Source organism: Micromonospora sp. NPDC048999, assembly GCF_040649295.1.
In the GTDB taxonomy this organism is placed as follows: Bacteria; Actinomycetota; Actinomycetes; order Mycobacteriales; family Micromonosporaceae; genus Micromonospora.
This window is the reverse complement of sequence record NZ_JBEZFI010000025.1, coordinates 1-22,992: the sequence shown is the minus strand read 5'-3', so window position 1 is coordinate 22,992 and position 22,992 is coordinate 1. Positions and strand designations below refer to the sequence as shown.

23 protein-coding genes, 1 pseudogene and 2 riboswitches are annotated in these 22,992 nt (G+C 71.4%); of the genes and pseudogenes, 9 read left to right on the top strand and 15 right to left on the bottom strand.

Going from position 1 to position 22,992, the window contains the following annotated elements; translation table 11 throughout:
- Positions 1-30 precede the first annotated feature (30 nt).
- The 3 genes from AB0C02_RS22670 to AB0C02_RS22660 are packed head-to-tail and all read left to right on the top strand — an operon-like array spanning position 31 to position 3,373.
- Complete coding sequence (locus AB0C02_RS22670) at positions 31-1,230, top strand: precorrin-3B synthase (protein WP_357550684.1); 1,200 nt, start codon at positions 31-33, stop codon at positions 1,228-1,230.
- Entirely contained in the window at positions 1,227-1,856 is a 630-nt protein-coding gene (locus tag AB0C02_RS22665; protein WP_357550683.1) for a precorrin-8X methylmutase, read from the top strand. Before AB0C02_RS22670 ends, AB0C02_RS22665 begins: the two co-directional genes overlap by 4 nt.
- Positions 1,857-1,858: 2 nt before the next feature.
- The gene (locus AB0C02_RS22660; RefSeq protein ID WP_357550682.1) at positions 1,859-3,373 is read left to right on the top strand and encodes a precorrin-2 C(20)-methyltransferase; all 1,515 of its coding nucleotides are present in this window, start codon (positions 1,859-1,861) and stop codon (positions 3,371-3,373) included.
- Here the strand turns inward: AB0C02_RS22660 and AB0C02_RS22655 are convergent.
- From AB0C02_RS22655 to AB0C02_RS22645, 3 genes are all read right to left on the bottom strand, one after another.
- On the bottom strand, positions 3,361-4,140 hold the full coding sequence (locus tag AB0C02_RS22655) for a cobalt-precorrin-6A reductase (RefSeq protein ID WP_357550681.1): 780 nt from the start codon (positions 4,138-4,140) through the stop codon (positions 3,361-3,363). The genes AB0C02_RS22660 and AB0C02_RS22655 overlap by 13 nt on opposite strands.
- A 93-nt stretch (positions 4,141-4,233) precedes the next feature.
- Complete coding sequence (locus tag AB0C02_RS22650; RefSeq protein ID WP_357550680.1) at positions 4,234-4,989, bottom strand: CbtA family protein; 756 nt, start codon at positions 4,987-4,989, stop codon at positions 4,234-4,236.
- 17 nt (positions 4,990-5,006) lie between these two features.
- Positions 5,007-5,225: a CbtB domain-containing protein gene (locus AB0C02_RS22645; protein WP_357550679.1), complete on the bottom strand. Its 219-nt coding sequence runs from the start codon at positions 5,223-5,225 to the stop codon at positions 5,007-5,009.
- Between the two features lie 32 nt (positions 5,226-5,257).
- Positions 5,258-5,395, bottom strand: a riboswitch (cobalamin riboswitch).
- Between the two features lie 17 nt (positions 5,396-5,412).
- On the opposite strand from AB0C02_RS22645, the gene AB0C02_RS22640 reads away from it, so the two are divergent.
- Positions 5,413-5,988 (top strand): histidine phosphatase family protein, encoded by a 576-nt coding sequence (locus AB0C02_RS22640; protein ID WP_357550678.1) that lies wholly within the window; start codon positions 5,413-5,415, stop codon positions 5,986-5,988.
- 50 nt (positions 5,989-6,038) lie between these two features.
- Here the strand turns inward: AB0C02_RS22640 and AB0C02_RS22635 are convergent, their stop codons facing one another.
- The 10 genes from AB0C02_RS22635 to AB0C02_RS22590 form a co-directional block, all read right to left on the bottom strand.
- The gene (locus tag AB0C02_RS22635; protein ID WP_357550677.1) at positions 6,039-6,737 is read right to left on the bottom strand and encodes a (2Fe-2S) ferredoxin domain-containing protein; all 699 of its coding nucleotides are present in this window, start codon (positions 6,735-6,737) and stop codon (positions 6,039-6,041) included.
- Entirely contained in the window at positions 6,734-7,495 is a 762-nt protein-coding gene (locus AB0C02_RS22630) for an ABC transporter ATP-binding protein (RefSeq protein WP_357550676.1), read from the bottom strand. Before AB0C02_RS22630 ends, AB0C02_RS22635 begins: the two co-directional genes overlap by 4 nt.
- Positions 7,495-8,499, bottom strand: a complete 1,005-nt coding sequence (locus AB0C02_RS22625; protein ID WP_357550675.1) for an iron chelate uptake ABC transporter family permease subunit — start codon at positions 8,497-8,499, stop codon at positions 7,495-7,497. Before AB0C02_RS22625 ends, AB0C02_RS22630 begins: the two co-directional genes overlap by 1 nt.
- Before the next feature lie 56 nt (positions 8,500-8,555).
- Positions 8,556-9,542, bottom strand: a complete 987-nt coding sequence (locus tag AB0C02_RS22620) for an ABC transporter substrate-binding protein (RefSeq protein WP_357550674.1) — start codon at positions 9,540-9,542, stop codon at positions 8,556-8,558.
- A gap of 30 nt (positions 9,543-9,572) precedes the next feature.
- Positions 9,573-9,746, bottom strand: a riboswitch (cobalamin riboswitch).
- A 129-nt stretch (positions 9,747-9,875) separates the two neighbouring features.
- Entirely contained in the window at positions 9,876-10,181 is a 306-nt protein-coding gene (locus AB0C02_RS22615) for a DUF2470 domain-containing protein (protein ID WP_357550673.1), read from the bottom strand.
- The gene (locus AB0C02_RS22610) at positions 10,178-10,852 is read right to left on the bottom strand and encodes a biliverdin-producing heme oxygenase (protein WP_357550672.1); all 675 of its coding nucleotides are present in this window, start codon (positions 10,850-10,852) and stop codon (positions 10,178-10,180) included. The genes AB0C02_RS22615 and AB0C02_RS22610 overlap by 4 nt, the downstream gene beginning before the upstream one ends.
- A gap of 3 nt (positions 10,853-10,855) precedes the next feature.
- The gene (locus AB0C02_RS22605) at positions 10,856-11,740 is read right to left on the bottom strand and encodes a heme ABC transporter ATP-binding protein (RefSeq protein WP_357550671.1); all 885 of its coding nucleotides are present in this window, start codon (positions 11,738-11,740) and stop codon (positions 10,856-10,858) included.
- Positions 11,737-12,822, bottom strand: coding sequence for an iron ABC transporter permease (locus tag AB0C02_RS22600; RefSeq protein WP_357550670.1), 1,086 nt, complete (start codon positions 12,820-12,822; stop codon positions 11,737-11,739). The genes AB0C02_RS22605 and AB0C02_RS22600 overlap by 4 nt, the downstream gene beginning before the upstream one ends.
- A complete protein-coding gene (locus tag AB0C02_RS22595) occupies positions 12,819-13,877 on the bottom strand; it encodes an ABC transporter substrate-binding protein (protein ID WP_357550669.1) in 1,059 nt (352 codons plus the stop codon). Before AB0C02_RS22595 ends, AB0C02_RS22600 begins: the two co-directional genes overlap by 4 nt.
- Entirely contained in the window at positions 13,874-14,698 is an 825-nt protein-coding gene (locus AB0C02_RS22590; protein ID WP_357550668.1) for a hypothetical protein, read from the bottom strand. The genes AB0C02_RS22595 and AB0C02_RS22590 overlap by 4 nt, the downstream gene beginning before the upstream one ends.
- Before the next feature lie 196 nt (positions 14,699-14,894).
- Here AB0C02_RS22590 and AB0C02_RS22585 point away from each other — a divergent pair, with 196 nt between their 5' ends.
- The 3 genes from AB0C02_RS22585 (at position 14,895) to AB0C02_RS22575 (ending at position 18,526) form a co-directional block, all read left to right on the top strand.
- On the top strand, positions 14,895-16,400 hold the full coding sequence (locus tag AB0C02_RS22585) for an HtaA domain-containing protein (protein WP_357550667.1): 1,506 nt from the start codon (positions 14,895-14,897) through the stop codon (positions 16,398-16,400).
- Between the two features lie 90 nt (positions 16,401-16,490).
- Complete coding sequence (locus AB0C02_RS22580; protein ID WP_357550666.1) at positions 16,491-17,666, top strand: DUF916 domain-containing protein; 1,176 nt, start codon at positions 16,491-16,493, stop codon at positions 17,664-17,666.
- On the top strand, positions 17,663-18,526 hold the full coding sequence (locus AB0C02_RS22575) for a hypothetical protein (RefSeq protein WP_357550665.1): 864 nt from the start codon (positions 17,663-17,665) through the stop codon (positions 18,524-18,526). The genes AB0C02_RS22580 and AB0C02_RS22575 overlap by 4 nt, the downstream gene beginning before the upstream one ends.
- 233 nt (positions 18,527-18,759) lie before the next feature.
- Here the strand turns inward: AB0C02_RS22575 and AB0C02_RS22570 are convergent, their stop codons facing one another.
- Both AB0C02_RS22570 and AB0C02_RS22565 read right to left on the bottom strand, forming a co-directional pair.
- Positions 18,760-19,365 (bottom strand): hypothetical protein, encoded by a 606-nt coding sequence (locus AB0C02_RS22570; RefSeq protein WP_357550664.1) that lies wholly within the window; start codon positions 19,363-19,365, stop codon positions 18,760-18,762.
- A 903-nt stretch (positions 19,366-20,268) separates the two neighbouring features.
- A complete protein-coding gene (locus AB0C02_RS22565) occupies positions 20,269-20,427 on the bottom strand; it encodes a hypothetical protein (RefSeq protein ID WP_357550663.1) in 159 nt (52 codons plus the stop codon).
- Between the two features lie 290 nt (positions 20,428-20,717).
- On the opposite strand from AB0C02_RS22565, the gene AB0C02_RS22560 reads away from it, so the two are divergent.
- Both AB0C02_RS22560 and AB0C02_RS22555 read left to right on the top strand, forming a co-directional pair.
- On the top strand, positions 20,718-21,713 hold the full coding sequence (locus tag AB0C02_RS22560) for a GNAT family N-acetyltransferase (protein WP_357550662.1): 996 nt from the start codon (positions 20,718-20,720) through the stop codon (positions 21,711-21,713).
- Positions 21,714-22,116: 403 nt separating this feature from the next.
- A pseudogene (locus AB0C02_RS22555) lies at positions 22,117-22,902 on the top strand (FAD-dependent monooxygenase); the annotation flags it as partial.
- Between the last annotated feature and the right edge of the window lie 90 nt (positions 22,903-22,992).

The following is a 22,992-nucleotide window of genomic DNA, read 5'->3' as shown; positions in this document are numbered from 1 at the left end:
GCGCCGAGAGCCCGACTCTACGATGAGCGGGTGCCCGCTGTCTCCTCCCCACCCGGCCGCTTCGACGGCGACCGCTGCCCTGGCCTGCTGCGGGCCCATCAGGCTGCCGACGGGCTGTTGGTGCGGGTACGCATCCCCGGGGGCCGGCTCAACGTCCCGCAACTACGCCGCCTGGCCGCCGCCGCCCGACACGACGCCGACGGCACCCTGGAGCTGACCTCCCGCGGCAACGTGCAGCTACGCGGCATCCCCGACCCGGGTGCCGTCGCCCGGGTCGCCGCCGTTCTGGTCGAGTCCGGGCTGCTGCCCAGCGCCACCCACGAACGGGTCCGCAACATCGTCGCCTCACCCCTGAGCGGCCTGGACACCGTCGGCCACCTCGACGTGCGGCCCCTGGTGGCCGCCGTCGACGCGGCGATCTGCGCCGCCGACGACCTCACCGAGCTCAGTGGCCGGTTCCTGATCGCCCTCGACGACGGCCGCGGTGACGTCGCCGCACTCGGCGCCGACCTGTGCTGGATCGCCGGCCGCGGCGCGCTGCTGCTGGCCGGCCGTGACCTCGGCCTGCGGGCCGCCGCCGCCGAGGTCCCCGAGGCACTGGTCGCCGCCGCCCGGGCGTTCCTGCACCAGCGCGGCGGGCGGCCAGATGTGTGGCGTCTCGCCGACCTGCCGCACGCGCCCGCGGCGATCGTCGCCGCGCTCGGCGGCCCGCACGCCGACCCGCTCGACCCGCCGCACGGCACCCCGCCTCAGGTCGGCCCACACCCGCACGGCTTCGTCGTCGCGGCGGCACCACTGGGCCGGCTCACCGCCGATCAGGCCGACACCGTGGCCGCCCTGGCCGACGCGCCCGTGGTGGTGGCCCCGTGGCGCACCATCGTCGTGCCCGGGCCGCCCACGGCGACGATGCCCCGGCTGGCCGAGGTCGGGCTCATCGTCGATCCGGCGTCGCCCTGGGTGGGCGTGACCGCCTGCACCGGCCGGCCAGGCTGCGGCAACGCCCTGGCCGACGTGCGCGCCGACGCGGCGGCCACCCTCATCGCCGCCGACCCGCCCGTCGCCGGTGCGCTTCCCCTGCACTGGGCCGGCTGCGACCGCTGCTGCGGGCGGCCCGCCGGCCCGGCCGCCGTCGCCGTGGCCACCGACGCCGGTTACCGTGTCGCGAGTCCCCGCGGGGATCATCACGGCCCGCTGCCCGAGCGGGTGGCACAGGCACGGAGACCTTCATGAGCTACGACTATGTCCGCGACGGCGCGGAGATTTACCGCCGATCGTTCGCCACCATCCGCGCCGAGGCCGACCTGTCCCGGTTCTCCGTCGACGTGTCCCGAGTGGTGGTTCGAATGATCCACGCCAGCGGCATGGTCGACCTGGTCAACGACGTGGACGCGCACCCCGAGGTCGTCGCTGCGGGCCACGCGGCGCTGAAAGCGGGCGCGCCGGTGCTGTGCGACGCGGCGATGGTCGCCGCCGGGATCACCCGCAGCCGGCTGCCCGCCGACAACGACGTGCTCTGCACGCTGCGCGACCCGGCGGTGCCGGACCTGGCCCGGAAGCTGGGCACCACCCGCAGCGCGGCGGCGATGCAGCTGTGGCGGGACCGGCTCGACGGAGCAGTGGTGGCCATCGGCAACGCGCCCACGTCGCTGTTCCGGCTGCTGGAGATGATCGACGAAGGTGCCGGCCGGCCGGCCGCCATCATCGGGGTGCCCGTCGGGTTCATCGGCGCAGCCGAATCCAAGCAGGCCCTCGCCGCACATCAGGCGGGGGTCCCGTACCTGGTCGTGCACGGCCGCCGCGGCGGCAGCGCCGTCACCGCGGCGGCGGTGAACGGCATCGCAAGCGAGGTGGAGTGACGATGGCACAGCCCGGCACGCTCTATGGCGTCGGCGTCGGACCCGGCGACCCGGAACTGCTGACGGTCAAGGCCGCCCGGCTGATCGCCGAGGCTGAGGTGATCGCCTACTACTCGGCCCGGCACGGCCGCAGCATCGCCCGTACCATCGCCGCCGGACTGCTGCGCGAGCAGCACATCCACGAGCCGCTGGTCTACCCGGTCACCACCGAGGACACCGACGACCCAGCCGGCTACGAGGGTGTCATCCGCCAGTTCTACGACGACAGCGCCGAGCGGCTCGCCGCCCACCTCACCGCCGGCCGCGACGTCGTGGTGCTCTGCGCCGGCGACCCGATGTTCTACGGCTCCTACATGTACCTGCACGAGCGCCTCGCCCACCGGTTCCCCGCCCAGGTGGTGCCCGGCGTCACGTCGGTCAGCGCCGCCTCCGCCGTACTCGGCCGGCCCCTGGTCGAACGCGACGAGGTGCTGACCATCCTGCCCGGCACGCTGCCCGCCGAGGAACTCGCCCGGCGGCTCGCCGACACCGACGCCGCCGCCGTACTCAAACTGGGCCGCACCTTCGACAACGTCCGCGCCGCCGTCACCGACGCCGGCCGGCTGCCCGAGACGTGGTACGTGGAGCGAGCCACCTCGGCGCAGGAACGCCACGCACTCCTGGCCGACGTGTCGGCCGACGAGGTGCCGTACTTCTCCCTGGCCCTGCTGCCCAGCCCGACCAGCGCCGCCACTCGGGACGAGCCACCGGCCCCGACCCCGCAGCGGGCGGGGGAGGTCGTGGTCGTCGGCGTCGGCCCGGCCGGACCCCGCTGGCTGACCCCCGAGGTGGCGCGGGCGCTTCGCGAGGCCGAGCACCTGGTCGGCTACGGACCCTACGTCGACCGGGTGCCGGTGCGCCCCGGCCAGCAGCGGCACACCTCCGGCAACCAGGTGGAGACCGAACGGGCCGCCCACGCCCTGGAACTCGCGCTCGACGGAGCCCGGGTGGCGGTCGTCTCCTCCGGCGATCCCGGAGTCTTCGCGATGGCCAGCGCCGTCTACGAGGTGGCCACCGCGCAGGCCCGCTTCGCCGCCGTACCGGTGCGGATCCTGCCCGGCCTCACCGCAGCGCAGGCCGCGGCGAGCCGGATCGGCGCCCCGCTCGGACACGACTTCGCGGTGCTGTCGCTGTCGGACCGGCTCAAGCCGTGGCCGATCATCGAGTCCCGGCTCGCTGCGGCGGCCGCCGCCGACCTGGTCCTCGCCCTCTACAACCCGGCCTCGGCCAGCCGTCGCTGGCAGGTCGGCGCGGCCCGCGACGTCCTGCTGCGCCACCGCGATCCGAAGACACCCGTGGTGGTCGCCCGCGACGTCGGCCGCCCCGGCGAGACGATCACCGTCACCACGCTGGCCGACGTGGACCCGGAGATGGTGGACATGCGCTGCCTGCTCATCGTCGGCTCGTCGACGACCCAGGTCAGCACCAGAGGCGACGGGTCCACGGTGGTCTGGACCCCGCGCACCTATCCCAGCTGAGCCGGCAGACCGGACAGCCAGCGCACCGCCTCCTCGACGGTGGTCACCACCGTCGAGGAGGCGAGCGGCGTGGGACGGTCGACCATCAGCACCGGCAGCCCGAGTCGGCGCGCGGCCGCGAGTTTCGCCTCGGTCAGCGGACCACCGCTGTCCTTGGTCACCAGCACGTCGATCCGGTGGGTGCGCATCAGCTCCAGCTCGCCCGCGAGCGTGTAGGGGCCGCGACTGCGCAGCAGCTGCACGTGGGCGGGGACCGGCTCCGCCGGCGCGTCGACGACCCGGGCGAGGATCCACAGCCCGCTCAGCGGCAGGAACGCCGCGAGGCTCTGCCGGCCGGTGGTCAGCAGCACCCGCCGCCCGAGCGCCGGCAGCATCCGCACCGCGGCGTCCACGTCAGGGACCCGGTGCCAGTGGTCGTCCGGCTGCGCCGTCCATCCGGGTCGTTCGAGCCGCAGGTGAGCCACCCCGGCGGTGGTGGCGGCGTCGACGGCGGCGGCCCGCATCCGGGCGGCGTACGGGTGGGTGGCGTCCACCACGGCGTCGATGTGGTGCTCGGTGAGCCAGCGGGTCAGCCCGGCGGCACCGCCGAACCCGCCGATGCGTACCTCGCCCACCGGTAGGCGGGGATCGGCGACCCGCCCGGCCAGGGAGGACACCACCGCGATCGCCGGCTGGTCGGCGAGCAGGGCGGCGAGGGCCCGCGCCTCGGCGGTGCCGCCGAGGATGAGTACTCGTCGTTCGGGAGCGGAAGCTGCGATGGTGCTCATCCAATCAATGCTTTGAACAGTGCGGGCCAGGGCAGCTCTTTCGGTGGCGACCGCGATGCCCGGCCCGCTCCTGCATCCGCATGCGCTACGGCCTCACCGGCCGGCGCCGACCGCTGCCTTCTCCGCCGGGACCGTACGTGCGTGCGTACGGGGTCGGATGAGCGCGCCGAAGAGCAACCCCAGCACGGTCCAGGTGACGAGTTGGGTGCCGAGTGAGGCGAGCCGGAACTTCCAGAGCACGAGGGCGGGGAAGCCGTCGGGGACCTCACTGATCGTCGGAAGGGCCAACTCGACGACAGCGATCAGTATTACGTATGCCCCAACGGCGGCGATGCTGGCGTTCCAGGCACCATAGCGGGGCCCAAGCCAACGCCCGAAGGAGAGGGCGAGAAGCCCGCCGGCGACCGCGATCACGATCATCAGGAAATACAGGCCGGTCCGCTGGCCGAGCGTGTCCGGGTTACCGGTGGCCGGCGGGTTGGCCGGATACTTGAGGAACGGTACGAGCGCGACGGTCACGAAGCCACCGAGTGCGACGAGAGCGGCGGTCGCGCGGGGGCTGAAGCGGCCGATCCGGCCGTACGCGACAGCGAAGGCAAGGGCGAACAGGCCGCCGAGCGCGACGCCGTACACCAGGGTGCCCGTGGCCAGGCCGAGCGTGCTTTGTATGGTGCGGCTGACCAGTTCGGGCTCATCGCCGTGGTCGTGGCCGCCGGCATGTGTGGCCTCGAAGTCGATGGCCTGCCCGACCGGACCCTCACCGAAGAGGGTGGCGAACACGAAGGCGGCGGCGCCGGCGGCGAGGCCGACGATCATCCCCCGGACAAGCAGCGTGCGTGCGGAAAACACGGAGTCTCCCACCGCTCTCAGTGGCAGGGGAAGCCGAGCAGATGGCGACCATCGTGCACGAACTCGTGCACCGTCTCGCCGGAGAACACGGAAAGCACACCCTGTTCCACGCCGACGAAGTACAGCAGCACGGCCGCGAGCACCGCGCCGAAGACAGCCCAGGGCATGATCTGACGCAACGGAATGGCGGCCGGAAGGGGTACGGCGGTGGGGGTGGGCAGTGACACGTCTGCCATGACAGGTACCTCCTTGGGATCAACGCGTCCCATAGCGGGTTTGGCGACGGGGAGGGTCTGACTCCCGGTCATGTGGGCTCAAGCCCTCAACCGGTTACAGTGGCGCGACCGTGCCGGAGTCTCACCGGCTTCCTCCACCATCACGCTGTGCCCTGGACGCTACGGCCGACGGCCTAGGAGTGTCAACGTGAGCAGTCGCCTCATACTGGTCAGCCACGCACCCACCACGGCCACCCGGGCGGCCGCCTTCCCCCAGAACGAGCCGCTCGACGCGCACGGGCTGGCCGACGCGGTGGCGCTCACCAACGCGCTGCCCCGTGCCGACGAGGTCCGCTGCGGGCCGGCGCTGCGCTGCGTGCAGACCGCCACCGCGTTCGGGCTCGTGCCACGGACCGATGAGGGGCTGCGCGACGCCGATCTCGGCCGCTGGGCCGGTCATACGCTGGACGATGTCGCGGCTGCGGAACCGGACGCGGTTGCGGCCTGGCTGACCGACGCGGCCGCAGCACCGCACGGCGGCGAGTCTCTGCACGACCTGCTCGACCGGACTGGCCGCTGGCTTGGCGCCTTGCCCGGCACCGCGCGGACGCTCGTCGCGGTCACCCATCCGATGGTGATCCGCGCCCTGATCGTGAGCGCGATAGGCGCCGCACCTGCCTCGTTCTGGCGGATCGACGTCGCGCCGCTCACCCGGACCGTCCTGCGGGGCGACTCCGGGCGCTGGACGGTGCGGATGACGGCAGGTCCGTTGGCCTGCCGGTAGCGCCTTGTCACATTCGGCGCCGGTGCCTGATGGAGCCGATGGCTACGCATTCACGAGTCGCGTGGGCGCCTGCCGTCAACCGGCACGCTGTCGCGCAGGTGCTCGTCGGTGATACGGACGGCGAGGCCCGCGTCGACGTGTTCGTACCAGGTGTCGTCGGGATACACGACGACGAGCGGGCCGAGGTTGCACGGGAACAGGCAGCCGGTCGCGGTGACCAGGACGTCGTCGTCGCCGAGGCCGTGCTCCTTCAGGCGGTTGCCGAGGGTCGCGGCGACCTGGTCGGCGCCGTACGCGGTGCAGCGCGGCCCGCGGCAGACCAGCATGTGCCGGCGGTGTCGGGTGATCTGTGACCAGGCCGGGCTGCGGAACGGTCCGGGGTTGCCGTCGAGGGTGGTGTGCTCGCCGGTGATGGCATCGCAGACTGCGGTGACCAGCGCGGGCTGCGCCGCCAGCGGCGCGGCGACGAGAATTCGTGTCTGCCGGTCCCGTGTGGTGCGCCAGTGGGCGACCGCGCGGCGGATCCAGGTGTCGAGGTATCGGTCGGGCGGTACGTGCGTGGCCACGAGCAGGACCTCGCCATCCTCCGGTACGGCATCGAGGGCAGCGTGCAGGGACGGCTCGGCGCCGTCGAGGAAACACGCCCGCACCGGTACGCCCGTGGCCTCGGCGACGGCCGCGGCGAGGCGGTGGACCGCGTCGTGGCCGCCGTGGTGGGTCGCCCCGCGTGAGACGAGCAGGACGTTCATGCTGCCGGTGCCCGGTAGGTGATGACCGGGCGTCCGTCGTGCACGGCGACGTCGGCGTCCACGGCGTACACGTCGGCGAGCAGCGCGGACGTCAGCACGCCGACAGGCGGTCCGGAGGCGACGACCCGGCCGTGGAGCAGCACCACCACGAGGTCGCAGAACATCGCGGCCAGGTTGAGGTCGTGCAGGGCGGCGAGGGCGGTGACGCCGCTGCGGCGGACCAGATGCAGCAGCTGCAGCTGATGGCCGATGTCGAGGTGGTTGGTGGGTTCGTCGAGCAGCAGCAGTTGCGGCTCCTGGGCGAGGGCTCGGGCGAGCTGCACCCGTTGGCGTTCCCCGCCGGACAGCGTCTGCCACTTGCGGTGGGCGTACCCGGACATGTCGACGCGTTCGAGCGCGTCGGTCGCGGCCGCCCGGTCGGTGTCGCTGTCCGACCAGCGGGAGCGGCGGTGCGGGGTGCGGCCGAGCAGCACCACGTCGAGCGCGGTCAGGTCGAGGTCGGTCTCGGCGTACTGGGCGAGCAGCGCCATCCGCCGCGCCGCGGCGGCACGCGACAGCCCGGCCACGTCGTCGCCCGCGACGGTCACGGTCCCGGACCCGGGGGCGATCAAGCCGGCGACGACCCGCAGCAGAGTGGTCTTGCCGGACCCGTTCGGACCGAGCAGGCCGACCAGGCTGCCGCGCGGCGCCGAGCAGGTCACGCGGTCGAGGAGGCGAGCGGCCGGCACTGACCACGAGACGTCGCGGATGTCGAGCATCAGGCGTTCCCATCCCCTCGGCGCAGCAGTAGCACGAACGCGGGCACCCCGAGCAGGGCGGTCAGCACGCCCACCGGCAGCTCACGGGGTTCGAACAGGGTCCTGGCGGCGGTGTCCACCCAGATCAGAAAGATCGCTCCGGAGAGGACGACGACCGGCAGCAGCCGCCGGTGATCAGGGCCGGTGAACCACCGCGCGGCGTGCGGCAGCATCAGGCCGACGAAGCCGATCGCGCCGCTGATCGCGACCAGCACAGCGGTCAGCAGCGCCGTGGTGACCAGCAGCAGCCAGCGGACACGCCCGACGTCAACACCGAGGGCGGCCGCGGCCTCTTCGCCGAACGCGAACGCGTTGAGCGCACGGGCAAACCAGAGGATCACGGCGAACACCGCCGCGAGCACCGGCGTCGCCCATCCGAGTGCGGCCCAGTCGGCGCGGGCGAGCGAGCCGGACAGCCAGAAGGTGATGCTGTGGGTCGCGTGCGGGTCGGCCGTCCATATGATCACGAACGAGGTCAGCGCGGCGCACAGCTGCGCGACGGCGACGCCGGCCAGCACCACCCGGGTCGGTCGCAGGACCGCTCGCCGGCCGGCGGCAGCGACCACGACGGCGAACGCGGCGAGCGCCCCCGCGAACGCGCCCCCGGTGAGCGCCGCAGCACCCGCGCCGAAGCCCAGGACCAGAACGGCGACGGCGCCCAGCGACGCCCCGGAGGAGACGCCCAACAGGTACGGGTCGGCGAGCGGGTTCCGGGTGACGGTCTGCATGACCGCCCCGGATGCGGCGAGCCCGGCCCCGACCACGGCGGCGCCCAGCACCCTCGGCAGCCGCAGCTCCCACACGATGTGATCGCGCAGCAGCGGTACGTCGGCGCTCGTCAGGCCGAGATGGTCGGTGATGACCAGCCACACGGTGCCCAGCGACAGGTCCGCCGGCCCCACCGTCACGGCCGCAGCCACCGACAGCAACAGGCCACCCGCGAGCACGACCACCAGGGCCACCATGCGTACCGCCCGGACCGGCCGCGCCGAGGCCTCGGCCGGCCGGGTGGTAGGGGTGGTCAGTTGCCCACCCCGCCGACACCACGGGCCAGGGCCTCCACGGCGCGCACGTTCCGCACGCCCGCGGAGGTGGAGGAGAAGTCCAGGACGACGTACCGCTTGCCCTTGACGGCGGGCAGGTCCTTGAGCGTCGCGTGCTTTTCGAGGAACGCCTGCTTGGCGGCGGCGGTATCCCAGCTCGCGTCGACGAGCACGATGACGTCCGGGTTGCGCTCGACGACGGTCTCCCAGCTGGTGTCGGCCCAACTGCCGTTCAGGTCGGCGAAAATGTTGGTGACCCCGGCCGCGGACATGATCATCGCCGGGCTGCCGCAGCAGGCGCCGGCACTGGGCGCGTCGTTGCCGCCGTCCCACCACAGCACCCGCGTGCCCTTCGCGCCCGCTGAGACTTTCGCGATGCGCTCCTGCTGGTCGGCGATCAGCGTCTCGGCCCGCTCCGCGACGCCGAAGACCGCGGCGATCTCACGGATCTCGGCGAACACGTCATCCATCGTCAGCTTCGCCGGCCGCGTGTCTTTCGGGCAACCCGCGGCGGAGATGTACGTGCCCACGCCCAGCTTCTGCCAATCGGCGCGGTCGCCGACCCCCTCGTCGCTGAACGCACTCGCGAAGGAGGCGTAGACGAAGTCCGGCGCGATGTCGAGCAGCTTCTCCTTCGACGGGTACTCCTTGGCCAGTACCGGCACCTTCGAGTACGCGGCGGCGTACTCGGGCAGCACCTGGTCGTCGAGGAAGGCGGTGCCGGCCATCCGGTCCTGTAGACCGAGCGCCAGCATGATCTCGGTGGCGGACTGGTTCATGGTCACCGCCCGCGCCGGGGGCTTCGTGATCGTGACCGGTGTGCCGCAGTTGGTGAGCGTGACCGGCCCGGCCGCGGCGGACGCCGTGGTGGCCGGCTTGTTGTCGCCGGTCGTGGCGCAGCCGCCGAGCAGGGCGAGCATGACGGACAGCGGCGCGGCAACGCGCCAGGACACAGGGGACCGCATAGCGGGACCACCTTCCAGCACCTCGTGGACGGGTCGTACAGGTGCCGTGGCCGGTCTCCTGGCTGACGGGTGGTGCGCCGGTGGCCGGCCTTCCCAGGCATGCGCCCAGTGACCTTTCGGTGGCCTCCAGCATCCCGATCACAGTGGCGAGGGCCGCACCGGTCTCACACCGGCTTCCCGAACACCACGGCGAGGCCACCCTAACCAAACCAGACCGCACCGTCACCGTGGCCTAGGTCATGGTCGGAGACCACGTTGGAATTCCACCAGCCGGCAGAGGTGCGGGGGTCGTCGGCGGTGGACGACCTCCCCCCTGTGCTGTCTTGGCGACGGTCAGTCGGCCGACCGTGGTGGAACCCCGAGTTGCTGGCAGGCCTCCCGATACATGCGCACCACCTCTTGGCGGATCTGCGCCCGCTCGGTCAGCCGGTGGGCGAACGGGATGCGTACCGGCACCTCGGCGCCGTCGGCGGTGACGGCGAAATCGATGCCGTCGGCGTCCAGGCCGGTGGTCCGGGCCTGGGCGGCGGACGGCTGGCCGCCGAGGGTACGGCAGATGAGCAGCGCGTCGTCGGCGTGGTCGTCGTTCATGTGCCGGCTGACGGCGGCGACCACCTCCGGCGGGAACCCGGCGCTCATGCAGCCCCCTCCCGCGTGGTGGCTGGGGCGAGTCGGGCCAGGTCGGTGAAGACCGCGGTGTTGTGCCGGTAGGCCACGAGGACTTCGTCGAGCAGGTCAGTGCGACCGGCCGCGTCGAGCGCGAGCGCGAGCGCGTCGAGCCTGGCCCGGTAGGTCTCCTTGTACGACTTCGGGTCGGTGATCTCGTCGAACCGGTAGAACGCCGCACCGGCATCGCCGGTGATCCCGTAGTACCGGGAGACGCACCGCCCGATGTGCCGCCCGCCGGAAAGGTCCCCAAGGTAGCGGGTGTAGTGGTGGGCGATGAAGTGGGGGGCCGAGGCGCAGACCGCGTTGATGCGCGCGGCGTAGGCGGTTGTGGCCGGGGTCGGCTCGATCCGCTGCCGCCAGTCGGGCCCGAGCAGGAACTGAAGGTCCTTGGCGAGCGCGGGCAGCCGGGTCAGCGCGTCGTCGACGAACGGGCCGACCAGCGGGTCGTGGCGCATCATCTCGGCGACGCTCTCCAGCGCCTCGTAGATCACGTAGTGCTGGACCACGAGCGTGGTGTAACCGGCCACGCCGAGCTCGCCGGCGGTGAGCGCGGAGATGTAGCGCTGGGACTCGGCTGTCTGGTGCGCCTCGCGGGTCTCGGCTCGTAGCCGAGCCGAGAACGCGGTGTCGGGTGGGTTCATCTGCTATTTCTCCTTGCCAACATGCGATTCCACCTGCCGGCTGCGTCGGGGAACGATCAGCGGCAGTTCGGTACGGGGATGGGGGACGACCTCGATGTCGTGCCGGTAGACCTCGCTCAGCAATGGCGCGGTGAGGACCGCGTCCGGGGGCCCCGCGGCCCGTACCCGCCCGTCGCGGAGCAGGGTCACCGTTTCCGCGTACGCCCCAGCCAGGGCCAGGTCGTGCAGCACGATGACCACGGCATCGCCGGCGTGGGCCCGTTCCCGGGCGATCTGCATGACCAGTTCCTGGTGGCGCAGGTCGAGGGCGGCGGTCGGCTCGTCGAGCAGCAGCGTGGTGGCCTGCTGGGCCAGGACGCGGGCCAGTGCGGCGCGGGCCTGCTCACCGCCGGAGAGCGCGGGGTACGGTCGGGTGGCGAAGCGGGCGATGTCGCAGCGCTGGAGCGCGTCGGTGACGACGGTCTCGTCGTGTTCCTGCTCGGGCCGCCCGGCCCACGGCGCCCGCCCCATCCGGACCACCTCGTTGACGGTGAACGGAAAGCTCAGGGTGTTGCGCTGGGTGAGCACCGCCCTGCGCCACGCCAGCTCCACGGGGCTCCACGAATCCTGGGGCAGCCCGTCGACCTCGACGCGGCCGGCCGCGGCCGGAAGGTCGCCGCTGATCGCGGCGAGCAGGGTCGATTTCCCGGCTCCGTTGGGTCCGACCAGGGCGTGCACTTCGCCGGCGCGTACCTGCAGGTCGATCTGGTCGAGCACGGCCCGGCCAGCACGTTCGACCCGCAGCCCGACGACCTGGACGCGGGGGTGCCCGGCCGGCACCGGTTCCGGCGTGCGGGCCGCGGAGAACCGGCGCAGCGTACGCGGGCGGGCGGTCGCGAGTCGGCTCATCCCCAGCCTCCGGCCCGGTTGCGGGTGCGGCGCAGCAGCCAGAAGAACGCCGGCCCGCCGATGACCGCGGTGAGCACACCGAGGGGCAGTTCCTGGTGCTCAACGAGGGTACGGGCGGCGAGGTCGGCGGTGATCACCACGATGGCCCCGCCGAGGGCGCTGGCGATCAGCAGCACCCGGTGTCCCGGTCCGGCGATCATCCGGATCAGATGGGGGATCACCAGTCCGACGAAGCTGATGATGCCGGTGAAGGCGACCGCGGCGGCGCCGAGCAGCGCGGTGATGACGATCATGCGGATCCGCAGGCGTTCCACGTGGACGCCGAGGTGCCGGGCGGCGGGTTCGCCGAGGGCGAGCAGGTCGAGCCGGCGGGCGTCGGCGTGGGCGACGGCGAGTCCGACCAGCAGGCACGGCGCGGCGAGGCTGACGGCCGACCAGTTGGCCTGGGCGAGGCTACCGAGGTTCCAGAAGGCGATGGCCTGTACGCCCGACTGGTCGGTGACGAACATGAGCAGCCCGATCACCGATCCGGCGACCGCGTTGACGGCGACGCCGGTCAGGACCAGGGTCACCACCTCGGTCCGGCCCCCGGAGCGGGCCAGCACGTAGACCAGGTAGGTGGTGGCGAGGCCGCCGGCGAAGGCGGCCAGTGGCACGGTCCACCCACCCAGGACGGTGACACCGGTGACGATGGCCAGGGCCGCGCCGACGGCCGCCCCGGCGGAGACCCCGATGACGCCGGGCTCGGCGAGCGGGTTGCCGAAGACGCCCTGCATGACGGTGCCGGCGCAGCCGAGGGCGGCGCCGACGATGGCCGCCAGCAGCACCCGGGGGAAGCGGACGATCCAGAGGGCGTTCTCGCCCTGCACGGCCGACGGCAGCGGACCGATGTCCAGGCCGAGGCGGTGCAGCACGGAGCCGATCACCTCGGCGGGGGAAATGTCCACCTGGCCGCGTCCGGCCGCCAGCAGGACGACCAACAGCAGGGTGACGCCGAGTCCGGCCAACAGCGCGGGCCCGCGCAGGCCCTTGGGCCGGACGGTGTCGGTGGCGGGTTCGGGGCGGGCCTGTACCGCGGTCACGACGGGTCCTGGCAGGAGTAGACGGCGCGGGCCAGGGCCTGAACAGCCCGGCCGGAACGGGCGCCGAAGGTGAGCAGGGCGCCGTCGTCCATGTCGACGACGCGCCGGTTCGCCCCGGCCGGGGTCTGCGCGACGCCGGGCAGTTTCATCAGGCCGTCGACCCCGCCGACGGAGGCGAGGCCTTCGGTCATCACCAGGATCACGTCCGGTGCCGCGTTGATGAGTCCTTCGCTGGTCAGCGGGCGGAACTTGGACAGGCCGGCGGCGCTGCCGGCGTCCACCCCGCCGATCGCCTCGATCATCGCGTCGGAGCCGGCGCCGCGGCCGCCGATCAGGTAGACCCCGGCGGTGCCGCGTAGGTAGAGGAACGCGATCCGCGGTGCTCGGCCTGCCTGGACAATGCGCCGAGCCGCAGTGATCTCGCTCTCGACCCGGGTCACGAGTTGTTCTCCGGCGGCAGATACGCCGAGCGCCGCGGCGATCGCGCGGATGTGTCGCGGTACGGCGTCGAGGGTCTGCTCGGCCTGGACCAGGACCACCGGGATGCCGGCCTTGCGGAGTTGGCGCAGCACCTCGGGTGGCCCGATGCTGTCGTCGGCGAGCACGACGCTCGGGTTCAGGTCGAGCACCGCCTCGGCGGAGAGGTCGTGTCCGGCCGGGGTGACCACGGGCAGGTGCGCGGCGGCGGGAAAGGTGGTCGAGGTGTCCCGGCCGATGACGTTGTCGCCGAGGCCGAGGCTGAAGACGATCTCGGCGATCGACCCGTAGAGGTTGACCGGGAGGATGCGGCTGATGTCGGTGACCGTCACCGTCCGGCCGTCGCTGGAGGGCACGGTGGCCGGTAGGACGGGCGTCGGCGCCGGGCGCAGCGGCTCGACGTCGGTGCTGTCCAGGGTGGCGGTGACCGGCCCGCAGCCGGCGGTGGATGTCGACGCCGTACCGGATTCCGGTGCGGCACATCCGGTGGCTGCGACGGTGGCCAGCGCGACCAGCGCGAGGAGCGGGTCGAGGAGCCGCTGGCTGGTCATCCGGCGGGGCCGGCGTGGGCGGGTCATCGGGTGGCACCGCGGCGGCGCCGCCACCGGCCGAGGCCGATCAGTGTCACCATGGCCAGCCCGAGGGCGGCCAGCCCGATCGTCCAGCCGCGTCCGGCGCTGGAGGCGTCGCTGACTCGGGTGACGTGGAGTTCGTTGGCGCCGGCGGCGGCCATCGCCGACGGGGTACCGCCATCCGCGACGGCGTCCGCGGCCGGCGGCTCGCCCGAGGTGGGTGCCGCCGCGGCCGATGCGGACGTGTTCGGGGCGCTGCGGGTGGTGGCGGCGACCTGCGGCGCGGTGGTGGTCGCCGGTGCCGGGGTGGCCTTCGTCGGCGTGCCGGCGGCCGTGAAGGTCACCGGCACCCGGACGTCCTGGGAACGGTCGGCGGCGCGGGTGTGGTCAGCCCGGGTGATAACCGCGCACCGGCGGACGGTGCAGTCGACATCGCCGATGGTGGCGGTCACCTTCAGCGTCACCGTGAACGATCCACCGGCGCCGTACGGCACGGCCAGGCCCTCACCGTAGGAGGGCGGATTCGACGAGATCCAGTGCGAGGCGCCGAGGCTGCCGCTCGTGTCGGCGCCGCCGCCGCACGGGGTCGGGACCGCACCGGCCCCGTTGTCCACGCAGTACGCGACATAGATGCCCTTGGTGACGTCGTACCCCCGGCCGGAGACGGATACGGTCGCGCCTGCCCTGTTCAGGCCGGTGCTCGGGGTGACGGTAAGGGTCTGGCCGCCGGCACCGCTGCCGGTACGGGCGTACGCCGGTACCGGGACGACGGCGACAGCCGCGGTGACCAAGGCCGCGGCCAGGATGGCGCAGTGCCGCGCTCGCATCGGGCTCCTCACACGACATGGACGGTCGGCGCACCCGACCGCAAGCAGTAACTTAGGTTTGGCTAACCTAAGTTACGAAGCGGCAGGTTGCAAGGGGCTCTCCGGCTCAAGATCTCCGGACGCCCCGAGGATGACACATCGTTGTTAGGTTTGCCTAACCTAAGGCTTCGCTTTCACTGTTTCGAAAGGCAACAGCATGCTCAGATCCAGAGCCGGTGCCGTCCGGCACCGGTCGATGCGCTGGATGGCGGTGGCCGCCCTCGGCGCGTCGGCCGCGCTCGTGGGCGCCGGCCCCGCCTCGGCAGCCGAGGCCGACATCACGGGCGGCAGCCTCACCTGGGGGTTCAAGGCGAGTTTCCGCAGCTACGTCAAGACCGGCAACGGGAACCCGCCGATCTCGGTGGGCAATGGCGCCACCGTCAACACCGACGGGACCTTCACCTTCCCGTCCACAGGAGGCACGCACGACGCTGGCAGCGGCACGACCAGTGCCACCTACGGCGGCAAGGTGGTCTTCTCCTACCCGGCGCACTTCTTCACCATCACCCTGGCCAACCCGACGGTCGCCATCACCGGCGGCACCGCCGCACTAAAGGCGGACGTCGACCTGGTCACCACGGAGACGGATCCGGTGTCGGTGAAGCAGGCCACCATCGCCACTCTCACCGTCTCCGGCGGCAACCCCGCTACCAGCGGAAACACGGTGACCGGCAGCAGCCTCGCGGCGGTGCTCACCAGCCAGGGGGCCACGGCGTTCAACGGCTTCTACGGCGCGGGTGAGACGCTCGACCCGGTCTCGTTCACCTTCACCACCGGCAACGGCGGGCCGGCCAGAGCGGCCGTGACGGTCACCCCCACCCAAGGGCTCGACCCGGCCGGCGCGACGATCACCGTACGGGGCACCGGCTTCGACCCGGACGCCAACAACGGAGCCGGCATCTACGTCTCCTTCGGCCCCAAGGTCGACGAGCACTGGGCCAACGCCAGCGTGCTGCAGGTCACCAAGTGGGTGAACAAGACCAACGAGCCGACGGACGCCCGGGACCGCATGGCCGCTGACGGCAGCTTCACCACCACGCTGCCGATCAGCGCGGTCTACACCGACCGCAACGGTAACCAGGTCGACTGCACCCAGGTGCAGTGCTACGTGATCACCTTTGCCGCCCGCGGCTCCGCCGACCGCAGCCAGGACACCTTCACCCCACTCACCTTCACCCGCACGGGTGGCGGCGGGAACACGGCCCAGCAGCGGATCACCGGCACCGTGACCGGCGGGCCGCTCACCCTGAGCGTCGCCGGCTCGGCCGTCGAGCTGCCCGCGGTCGGCAAGGGCGAGTACGCCCAGGCGGCGTTGAACCCGGCCACGGTGGCCGACCTGCGGGGCATCGGCACCGGGTGGAGCCTGGTCGGTCAGGTCTCCGACCTCACCTCGGCCGGCGGTGGCGTCATCGCCGGGAACTACCTCGGCTGGACGCCGACGGCGACCGTGGTCAACGACCCGCTCGGTGGCGCCAACCCAGCCGTAACCCCGGGTGCCGTCGCCGCTCCCGGGGCCGGTCTCGGTGAGGCCCGCGCCCTGTGCACATCAGCGGCGGGGGCCAGCAATGGCATCTTCACCTGCGGCGCCGAGCTCAACCTCGGTGTGCCGGCGTCCGCCGCGGCGGGCGACTACGCCGCGACCCTCACCCTGACCCTCTCCTGACTCAGAGCAGGGCCTGACCTGGTGGGGCGTGGGCATTCGCCCGCGCCCCACCAGCCTGTCCACCGAGATCGTCTCGCCCCGGAGCACGGTATGCCCCTCGTCACGCTCGCCTCCCGGATCCGATCCCAGCCCCGAGCCACGCCCGCCACCCTGGCTGCCCAGCCCCGAGCCACGCCCGCCACCCTGGCTGCCCGGGCCGGCGCCTCGCTCGCCGCCATGTTGGTCACGGCGCTGCTCGGGCCACCGGCCGCCGCCGAGGCCACACCCATGCTCCGGCCCGCCGGCACCCGGCCGGCACCCACCCCATCGGCAACCGTCGTCCCAGGCGCCACCGACCGCGCCGTCCGATGGGCGGTGCAACCGTCCGGACCGAAGTGCCCGACCGGCCGGAACTACTTCATCTACGACCTGGCACCCGGCAGCACCATCACCGACCAGGTCGGGGTGACCAACCTCAGCGACCGGCCGCTCACCTTCACGGTGTACGGCACCGACGCGTACACCACGACCGACGGCGCCTTCGCGCTGCTGCCGTCGGACCAGGCCGCCACGGACATCGGCACCTGGATCAGCGTCGAGCGGCAGAGCTGGACCGTCCAACCGGGGAAACGACACGACATCCCCTTCCGGCTGGCGGTGCCGCGGAATGCCACGCCGGGCGACCACGCCGGCGGGGTGATCGCCGCCATCGCCCAGGTCGGCGTCACCGCCGACGGGCGGCAGGTCCGGCTCGACCAGCGGGTCGCGGCCCGGGTCTATCTCCGCGTGAGCGGCGAGATCCGCCCCGCCGTGACCGTCGAATCGGTACACGTCGGCTACGACACCCCGGTCAATCCGGCCGGACGCGGCGACATGACGGTCACCTACCGGATCCGCAACAGCGGCAACGTCCGCATTGGAGGCACCGGCACCGTGATCGTCGACGGGCCGGTCGGCTGGACGTTGGCCCGGACCACCCCGGTCGACCTGCCCGAGCTGCTACCCGGCGCCGCCTTCACCGTCACCGAGCAAGTCGTTGGAGTACCACCCGCACTGCGGCTGACCGCAACGGTGGACCTCGCACCCACCACGGTCGACACCGCGTTGCCGCCGGTGCAGCGCGCCGCGAGCGTCTGGGCGCTGCCGTGGCCGCTCGTCGCGTTGCTGGCGACGGCCGTAGCCTGGCTCTACCTACGCTGGCGCAGACGCCCCCGCCCGGCCCCGCCCATGGCCGAACCACCCACGACGGAAGAGGCAGCACACGAAGCAGCGGCCGGCGCCCGGTGAACCCGTTGCTGCCGGCCACGGTCGCGATGCTGGCGCTGGCCGCCCCGACTCCGCCTCCCACCACATCCGCCGTCGTGCAAACACGGCCCGAGATCGTCGTACCGCCCGGCCCGCTGGCGATCGGGCAGCAGATCACAGTCACCCTCCACCACTGGCCGGCCGGTACGGTCCAACTGGAGATCTGCGGCAACAACGCCCGCCGCGGCGCACTCGACTGCGCCAATGATCAGGCCACCCACGCCCAGGTCCCGGCGGCCGGCATGGCGGTGACGCCGATCCTGGTGGCGGCACCACCGGTTGCCTGCCCCTGCCTGCTGCGGGCCCGTAACCTCACCGGTGCCGTACAGGCCACCGCCACGCTGCCGCTGGCCGGCGTAACCGCGCCACCGGCCCCGGCCCCGACCAGCTCGCCCGAGCTGGCCGTCGACGAGCTGCGCGTCGCTGAACGCGGCCCGCTGCGGGGCTGGTTCGGGTTCCCCGAGGAACTGACCGTACATCTCACCCTGCGTAACCCCGGCCCGGCTGACGTGGTCGACCCAGCCTTCACGCTCTTGTTCGGCCCGGCTGGACAGGCACACACCATCGTCGCTGCCCCGGCCCTGGGCACCATCGAACCCGGACAAGCGCGGGAGTATGAAATCCGGGTGCCGATGGACCTCGCCGTCATCGGAAAACATGAACTCCACGGCCGAGTCGACCTGCCTGAGCGTCCCGTCGCTTTCGTGATCGAAACCACCCGGTACCCCTGGGGTCTGCTCGTGCTGGCTGCCATTCTGGCCGCCACACCGGTCGCTCTCCGGCCGCGATCGCCCCGCCCTCGGCATCAGCGACATCCTGCGGAGGGGCGACCCGAGGCATAGATCGCCCGTTGCGGCCGCCTCAAGATGGCACGCGGCGGACGAGCCGGGGCAGTCACGTGTCCTGCCCGTCGCCGCCTACAAACTCAGAGAGACTGCTCGAATCGGTGGCCCTGGGTGGCGCAGCTTTGGCCCGCGCTCATTCGCGGCGATCCGGGCGTTGCGGAACGTCATGTCGAGCGAACGGAGCCGACGCCCGGGCTTGCCGATGTGAGTGCGCCCTTGGACGTGAAGTGTTAGCCACAACGCTCGTTGACGAACGAGTCGCGTGACACCACCTTGGAACGCTTCTGGTCGATCGGGGCCAGCACCTGGCCTGCTCCGATCTTCGACAGGTCATCGGTGGTGAAGGTGACTGCCGGTGCCCTCGTACCTTCAGGGCCGATGGTCGACGAGTCGAGGGTGTAATGACGTCCGGGATCGATCGATATCAGCGGTACAACCTTGAAGCTGTCGAGGCCGGTGCCGATGACCTCCTCCTCGTTGGAGGTGATTTCCCAGCCGGGTCGCGTCGGGCCAAGCAGCTCCACCTCGACGTCCTGAACCCGCTTCGGCAGCGTGACCGTGACGGACCACCGGTGCAAGTCACGGTCCATGGTGTCTTCATTCAGGTACAGCTCGACGCTGACTGTTGATCGTTCGCAGACGCCGATGACTGCCGTCGGCCGCCCAGCGACCATGGCCAAGGCCGCATATTGCACCGGAAGCGGACCAAGGTAACAGGCGCCCAGCGAACTCCATGCCATGACCACAGCTGCTGCCACTGCGACCGACCGCCTCATGGTGGAATCCTCGCTGGCCCCCATCACGTGCCTATCACAGGCCGGCGTCAGTGCGCTCACAGCGTCAGGAGCGACGACGCCCGGGGTAGTCGATATCCGCTCATGGCCGCGATGCGAGCGCCGCCGTGACGACGACGGATGTCCGGGCTCAGGGCTTTACCGCGAAGCTGCCGAAGGACAGGGCGAAGGCCAGCGGGAGAAACAAGTCCCACGGGTAACGAGCGGCCGGAAGGGGCCGCGGGGGCGATCGGCGCGTGGTCGACGCCCAGCTCGCCGACCCCGCCCCTCAGCGCTCCGCACCAGGACAAAAATGGGTGGCCTCGCCAGCCCGTTCCGCCCTACCTTGCAACTAGATCTTCTTCTCCCACCCGCTCACGAGAGGACTTCACCCCGCGTGACGCCGCCTGCTCTTTAGACCTGACACCTTCCCCGTGCATCGGTCGCCGACGTCGCCGTCGGCTCGTTTCCCATGCCTTCCGTCAAGTCTTCAGAGAGATCATGTCTACGCGTCCTCATATCGTGCTGCCCTGGACCGTTCAGCGCCCGCGCCTTCCCCTGCCCGGGTTCCGCTGCACCCACTGCTATTCCGGCCTCGCCAGCATCGGCGACGGGAAGTTCCGCGTCATTGCCAACGGCAAACTCCTCGACATCTGGCTCCTGGTCGCCTCCGTTCCCGGCGACCGCTTCAGCAAAATCACCGTTCACGATCGCGTCCCGGTCCGGTACCTGGATCCGATCCTTCCAGCGGGCTACTCCGGCAACTCCTCCCGTCACGGGCCTGAGACGGGGCGAGAGGCAAGGTGGCCTCGCCCCGGACTGCATCATGCGGCGGTCCGCGCGCGGTCGCTCATGACCGGGTGCGAACGAAGGTCAGGGCCGGCCCGACACCGGCGGCGAAGGTGAAACGCCCACCGTCACCGTTCCCGCCGCCTGAGCTGATCCGTCGGGAACGATCATCTTGAATTAGGCGCTGTCCTCGCGAACCGTCTCGATGCCGCGCTGGAGCTGACCGGGAATGCGTTCACGAGGCTGCGGACCGCCGAGCTCCGTCATCATGAGCGGATCGCAGCGCATACCGATGTATGCATCGAGGTCGGCCGCCTCCACGTCGCGCAGCAGCATCTCCGGAGCTTATGCTGCGACAACGCGGCGTGGGGCGGTCTTCTCGCGGCGGCGTTCGACCGCCTGGGACTTCGGCGTGTCACCGCAGCCGATAACGCCGACAATCCTGACTCTGTTTTCCAACAGGTCCCGCGATCCTGCCGAGCCGTAGCCCGCCTCGAACAGCGCGGCGCGACGTTCGCAGCGGCCGCGATCCGCGCACATGCCCCTTGACCGGCGCGGCCTGGGTACTCTCCACTGCTTGAGGCAAGATCGGCATCAGTTCCATTCTCCGAACGGGAGTTGACTTCATGGTTCTCGCGGTGGGTATCTGGTCGCTGGATCTCGACGACAAGTCCGCGCTGGCGGATGCATACGCAGTTGAGTGCGAGGCGACCGCCCAGGCCCGGCCGGGGTGGGTTCCGCTCGGGGCGACGGCGCGAATCGCGGCATGGCGCGCCGATAACGGGTGGACCCGTCGCCTGGTCGGTGCCTTCGAGGGTGAGACTCTGGTTGGTTTCGCCAGCTCCTGGACAGCCCACGACACTCCCGACACGTCCTGGGTGGATGTTGCCGTGCTTCCGCAGCACCAACGCCGGGGTATCGGCACCCGGCTCGTGGCCGCAGCGGAGAACGCGAGTCCCGAAGGCGCGAGCCGGTTCGTTGCGAGTGCCTACCGCGCCACTGCTTCCGAGATCGAGGGCCTGGCTAACAGGTCCGCAAGGCCCCTCGGCTACGCCGCAGCCAGCACCGAGACTGTGGTCGAGCTCGATCTGGTCGGTGCCGACTTTCCCGCGCATCTGCCGGCGGACGGATACACAGTCTCTACGTACCTCAATGGTGTCCCCGAACAGCTGCGTGCCCAGGTCGGCGTGCTCAAAGGGCTGGTTGACGCAGAGGCACCCAACGGCGAGCTTGGGTGGGAACCCACTCCGGTCACCGCCCGGGACTACCAGGACGAGATCTCACTCTGGCAGGCGCAGGGACGCACGGCCGTCGAAGCGATCGCACTCGGCCCGGACGATGACGTGGTCGCCTGGACCTGCCTGGTCGTGGCCGCCGACCCCGCACGTCCGGCGCAGATCGAAGGCACCATGGTCCTCGCCGAGCACCGTGGCCAACGTCTCGGCCGTGCCGTCAAGGTCGCGTCTCTCCTTGTCGCTCGCGACAAGACAAGCTGCCGACACGTGCGGACCAGCAGCGACGACCAGAACGTATGGATGCGTGCCATCAACCACGAACTCGGCTTCGTGCCGGTTGAGTGCGAGATCATCCTGCAGAAACAACGCCCGGCGCCACCCGACTGACAGGGCGCGCCGTCGCCAAGCAAACGTCCGGATCTGTGGCTCCGGGTGGGCTGGCGTTCATCGCCGCTGGCGACGCACGTGATGTATGACGCGGCGGGGAAAGGACTGGACGGGATGATGCTCGGCCTTGTAGCTTGCAGTTGCCCGTGACACCGCCCGAGGAGGTGAGACCCATGAACGCTGTATCGATGTGGGTGCTCCCCCTTCCCGTCGCGGCCGGGCGAATGTCGTAGGTGTCGCCGGGAGCGCCTCGCCAACAAGGCACTCCCGAAAGGCAACACCTATGCACTCTCTGCAGTTCACCGCCGAGCCGTCGTCGAACGATACGGTCGAGCGTGACTTCACCGTGGGCGACGTCCCAGGACTCCCATCGCTGGCCTCCGGCGCCGATCGTGCGCCCCTCATGTTCGACGTGATCATTGCCGGGTGCGGGCCGACCGGTGCGATGCTGGCTGCCGAACTGCGGCTGCACGACGTGCGGGTGCTCGTTCTGGAGAAGGAAACCGAACCCGCGTCGTTCGTCCGCATAGTCGGTCTGCATATTCGCAGTATCGAGCTGATGGCAATGCGCGGGCTGCTGGAGCGCATTCTCGAACGCGGCAGACAGCGTCCGGCCGCCGGCTTCTTCGCCGCCATCAACAAACCCGCGCCCCAGAGCCTGGATTCCGCGTACGCCTATCTGGTGGGTATCCCGCAGCCGGTCATCGTTCACCTGCTCGAAGAACATGCGATCGAACTGGGTGCGCAGGTCCGGCGCGGTTGCGCGGTTGCCGGTTTCGAGCAGGACGGCGACGGTGTGACCGTCGAGCTTGCCGACGGGGAACAGCTGCATTCGCGCTACCTCGTCGGCTGTGACGGCGGGCGCAGCACGGTGCGTAAACTGCTCGGTGTCGGCTTCCCCGGCGAGCCCTCACGGACCGAGACGCTGATGGGCGAGATGGAAGTGGGCGTGCCGCAGGAGGAGATCGCCGCCAAGGTGACCGGAATCCGCGAGACCCATCGGCCATTCTGGCTCCGGCCCGCAGGCGTTGGGGTCTATAGCGTCGTGGTCCCCGCCGCGGGAGTCAGCGACCGCGCGGTGCCGCCCACCCTCGAGGATTTCAAACAACAGTTGCGCACCATCGCCGGAACCGATTTCGGCGTGCACTCCCCGCGCTGGTTGTCCCGCTTCGGGGATGCCACACGGCTAGTGCCGTGACCACGAACGTTCGCGGTGTTGGATGACACGCCGTTCGGCCTGTCGGCCGGGCGGCGTCGCGGCGGTCAGGCTGTGGCGGTG

Bases quoted from the DNA above. Each gene is read 5' to 3' on its own strand.
- AB0C02_RS22665 (WP_357550683.1), top strand. From the start codon at position 1,227: ATGAGCTACGACTATGTCCGCGACGGCGCGGAGATTTACCGCCGATCG.
- AB0C02_RS22660 (WP_357550682.1), top strand. From the start codon at position 1,859: ATGGCACAGCCCGGCACGCTCTATGGCGTCGGCGTCGGACCCGGCGAC.
- AB0C02_RS22655 (WP_357550681.1), bottom strand. From the start codon at position 4,140: ATGAGCACCATCGCAGCTTCCGCTCCCGAACGACGAGTACTCATCCTC.
- AB0C02_RS22645 (WP_357550679.1), bottom strand. From the start codon at position 5,225: ATGGCAGACGTGTCACTGCCCACCCCCACCGCCGTACCCCTTCCGGCC.
- AB0C02_RS22635 (WP_357550677.1), bottom strand. From the start codon at position 6,737: ATGAACGTCCTGCTCGTCTCACGCGGGGCGACCCACCACGGCGGCCAC.
- AB0C02_RS22630 (WP_357550676.1), bottom strand. From the start codon at position 7,495: ATGCTCGACATCCGCGACGTCTCGTGGTCAGTGCCGGCCGCTCGCCTC.
- AB0C02_RS22625 (WP_357550675.1), bottom strand. From the start codon at position 8,499: ATGGTGGCCCTGGTGGTCGTGCTCGCGGGTGGCCTGTTGCTGTCGGTG.
- AB0C02_RS22620 (WP_357550674.1), bottom strand. From the start codon at position 9,542: ATGCGGTCCCCTGTGTCCTGGCGCGTTGCCGCGCCGCTGTCCGTCATG.
- AB0C02_RS22615 (WP_357550673.1), bottom strand. From the start codon at position 10,181: ATGAGCGCCGGGTTCCCGCCGGAGGTGGTCGCCGCCGTCAGCCGGCAC.
- AB0C02_RS22610 (WP_357550672.1), bottom strand. From the start codon at position 10,852: ATGAACCCACCCGACACCGCGTTCTCGGCTCGGCTACGAGCCGAGACC.
- AB0C02_RS22605 (WP_357550671.1), bottom strand. From the start codon at position 11,740: ATGAGCCGACTCGCGACCGCCCGCCCGCGTACGCTGCGCCGGTTCTCC.
- AB0C02_RS22595 (WP_357550669.1), bottom strand. From the start codon at position 13,877: ATGACCCGCCCACGCCGGCCCCGCCGGATGACCAGCCAGCGGCTCCTC.
- AB0C02_RS22590 (WP_357550668.1), bottom strand. From the start codon at position 14,698: ATGCGAGCGCGGCACTGCGCCATCCTGGCCGCGGCCTTGGTCACCGCG.
- AB0C02_RS22585 (WP_357550667.1), top strand. From the start codon at position 14,895: ATGCTCAGATCCAGAGCCGGTGCCGTCCGGCACCGGTCGATGCGCTGG.
- AB0C02_RS22580 (WP_357550666.1), top strand. From the start codon at position 16,491: ATGCCCCTCGTCACGCTCGCCTCCCGGATCCGATCCCAGCCCCGAGCC.
- AB0C02_RS22565 (WP_357550663.1), bottom strand. From the start codon at position 20,427: ATGCTGCTGCGCGACGTGGAGGCGGCCGACCTCGATGCATACATCGGT.
- AB0C02_RS22560 (WP_357550662.1), top strand. From the start codon at position 20,718: ATGGTTCTCGCGGTGGGTATCTGGTCGCTGGATCTCGACGACAAGTCC.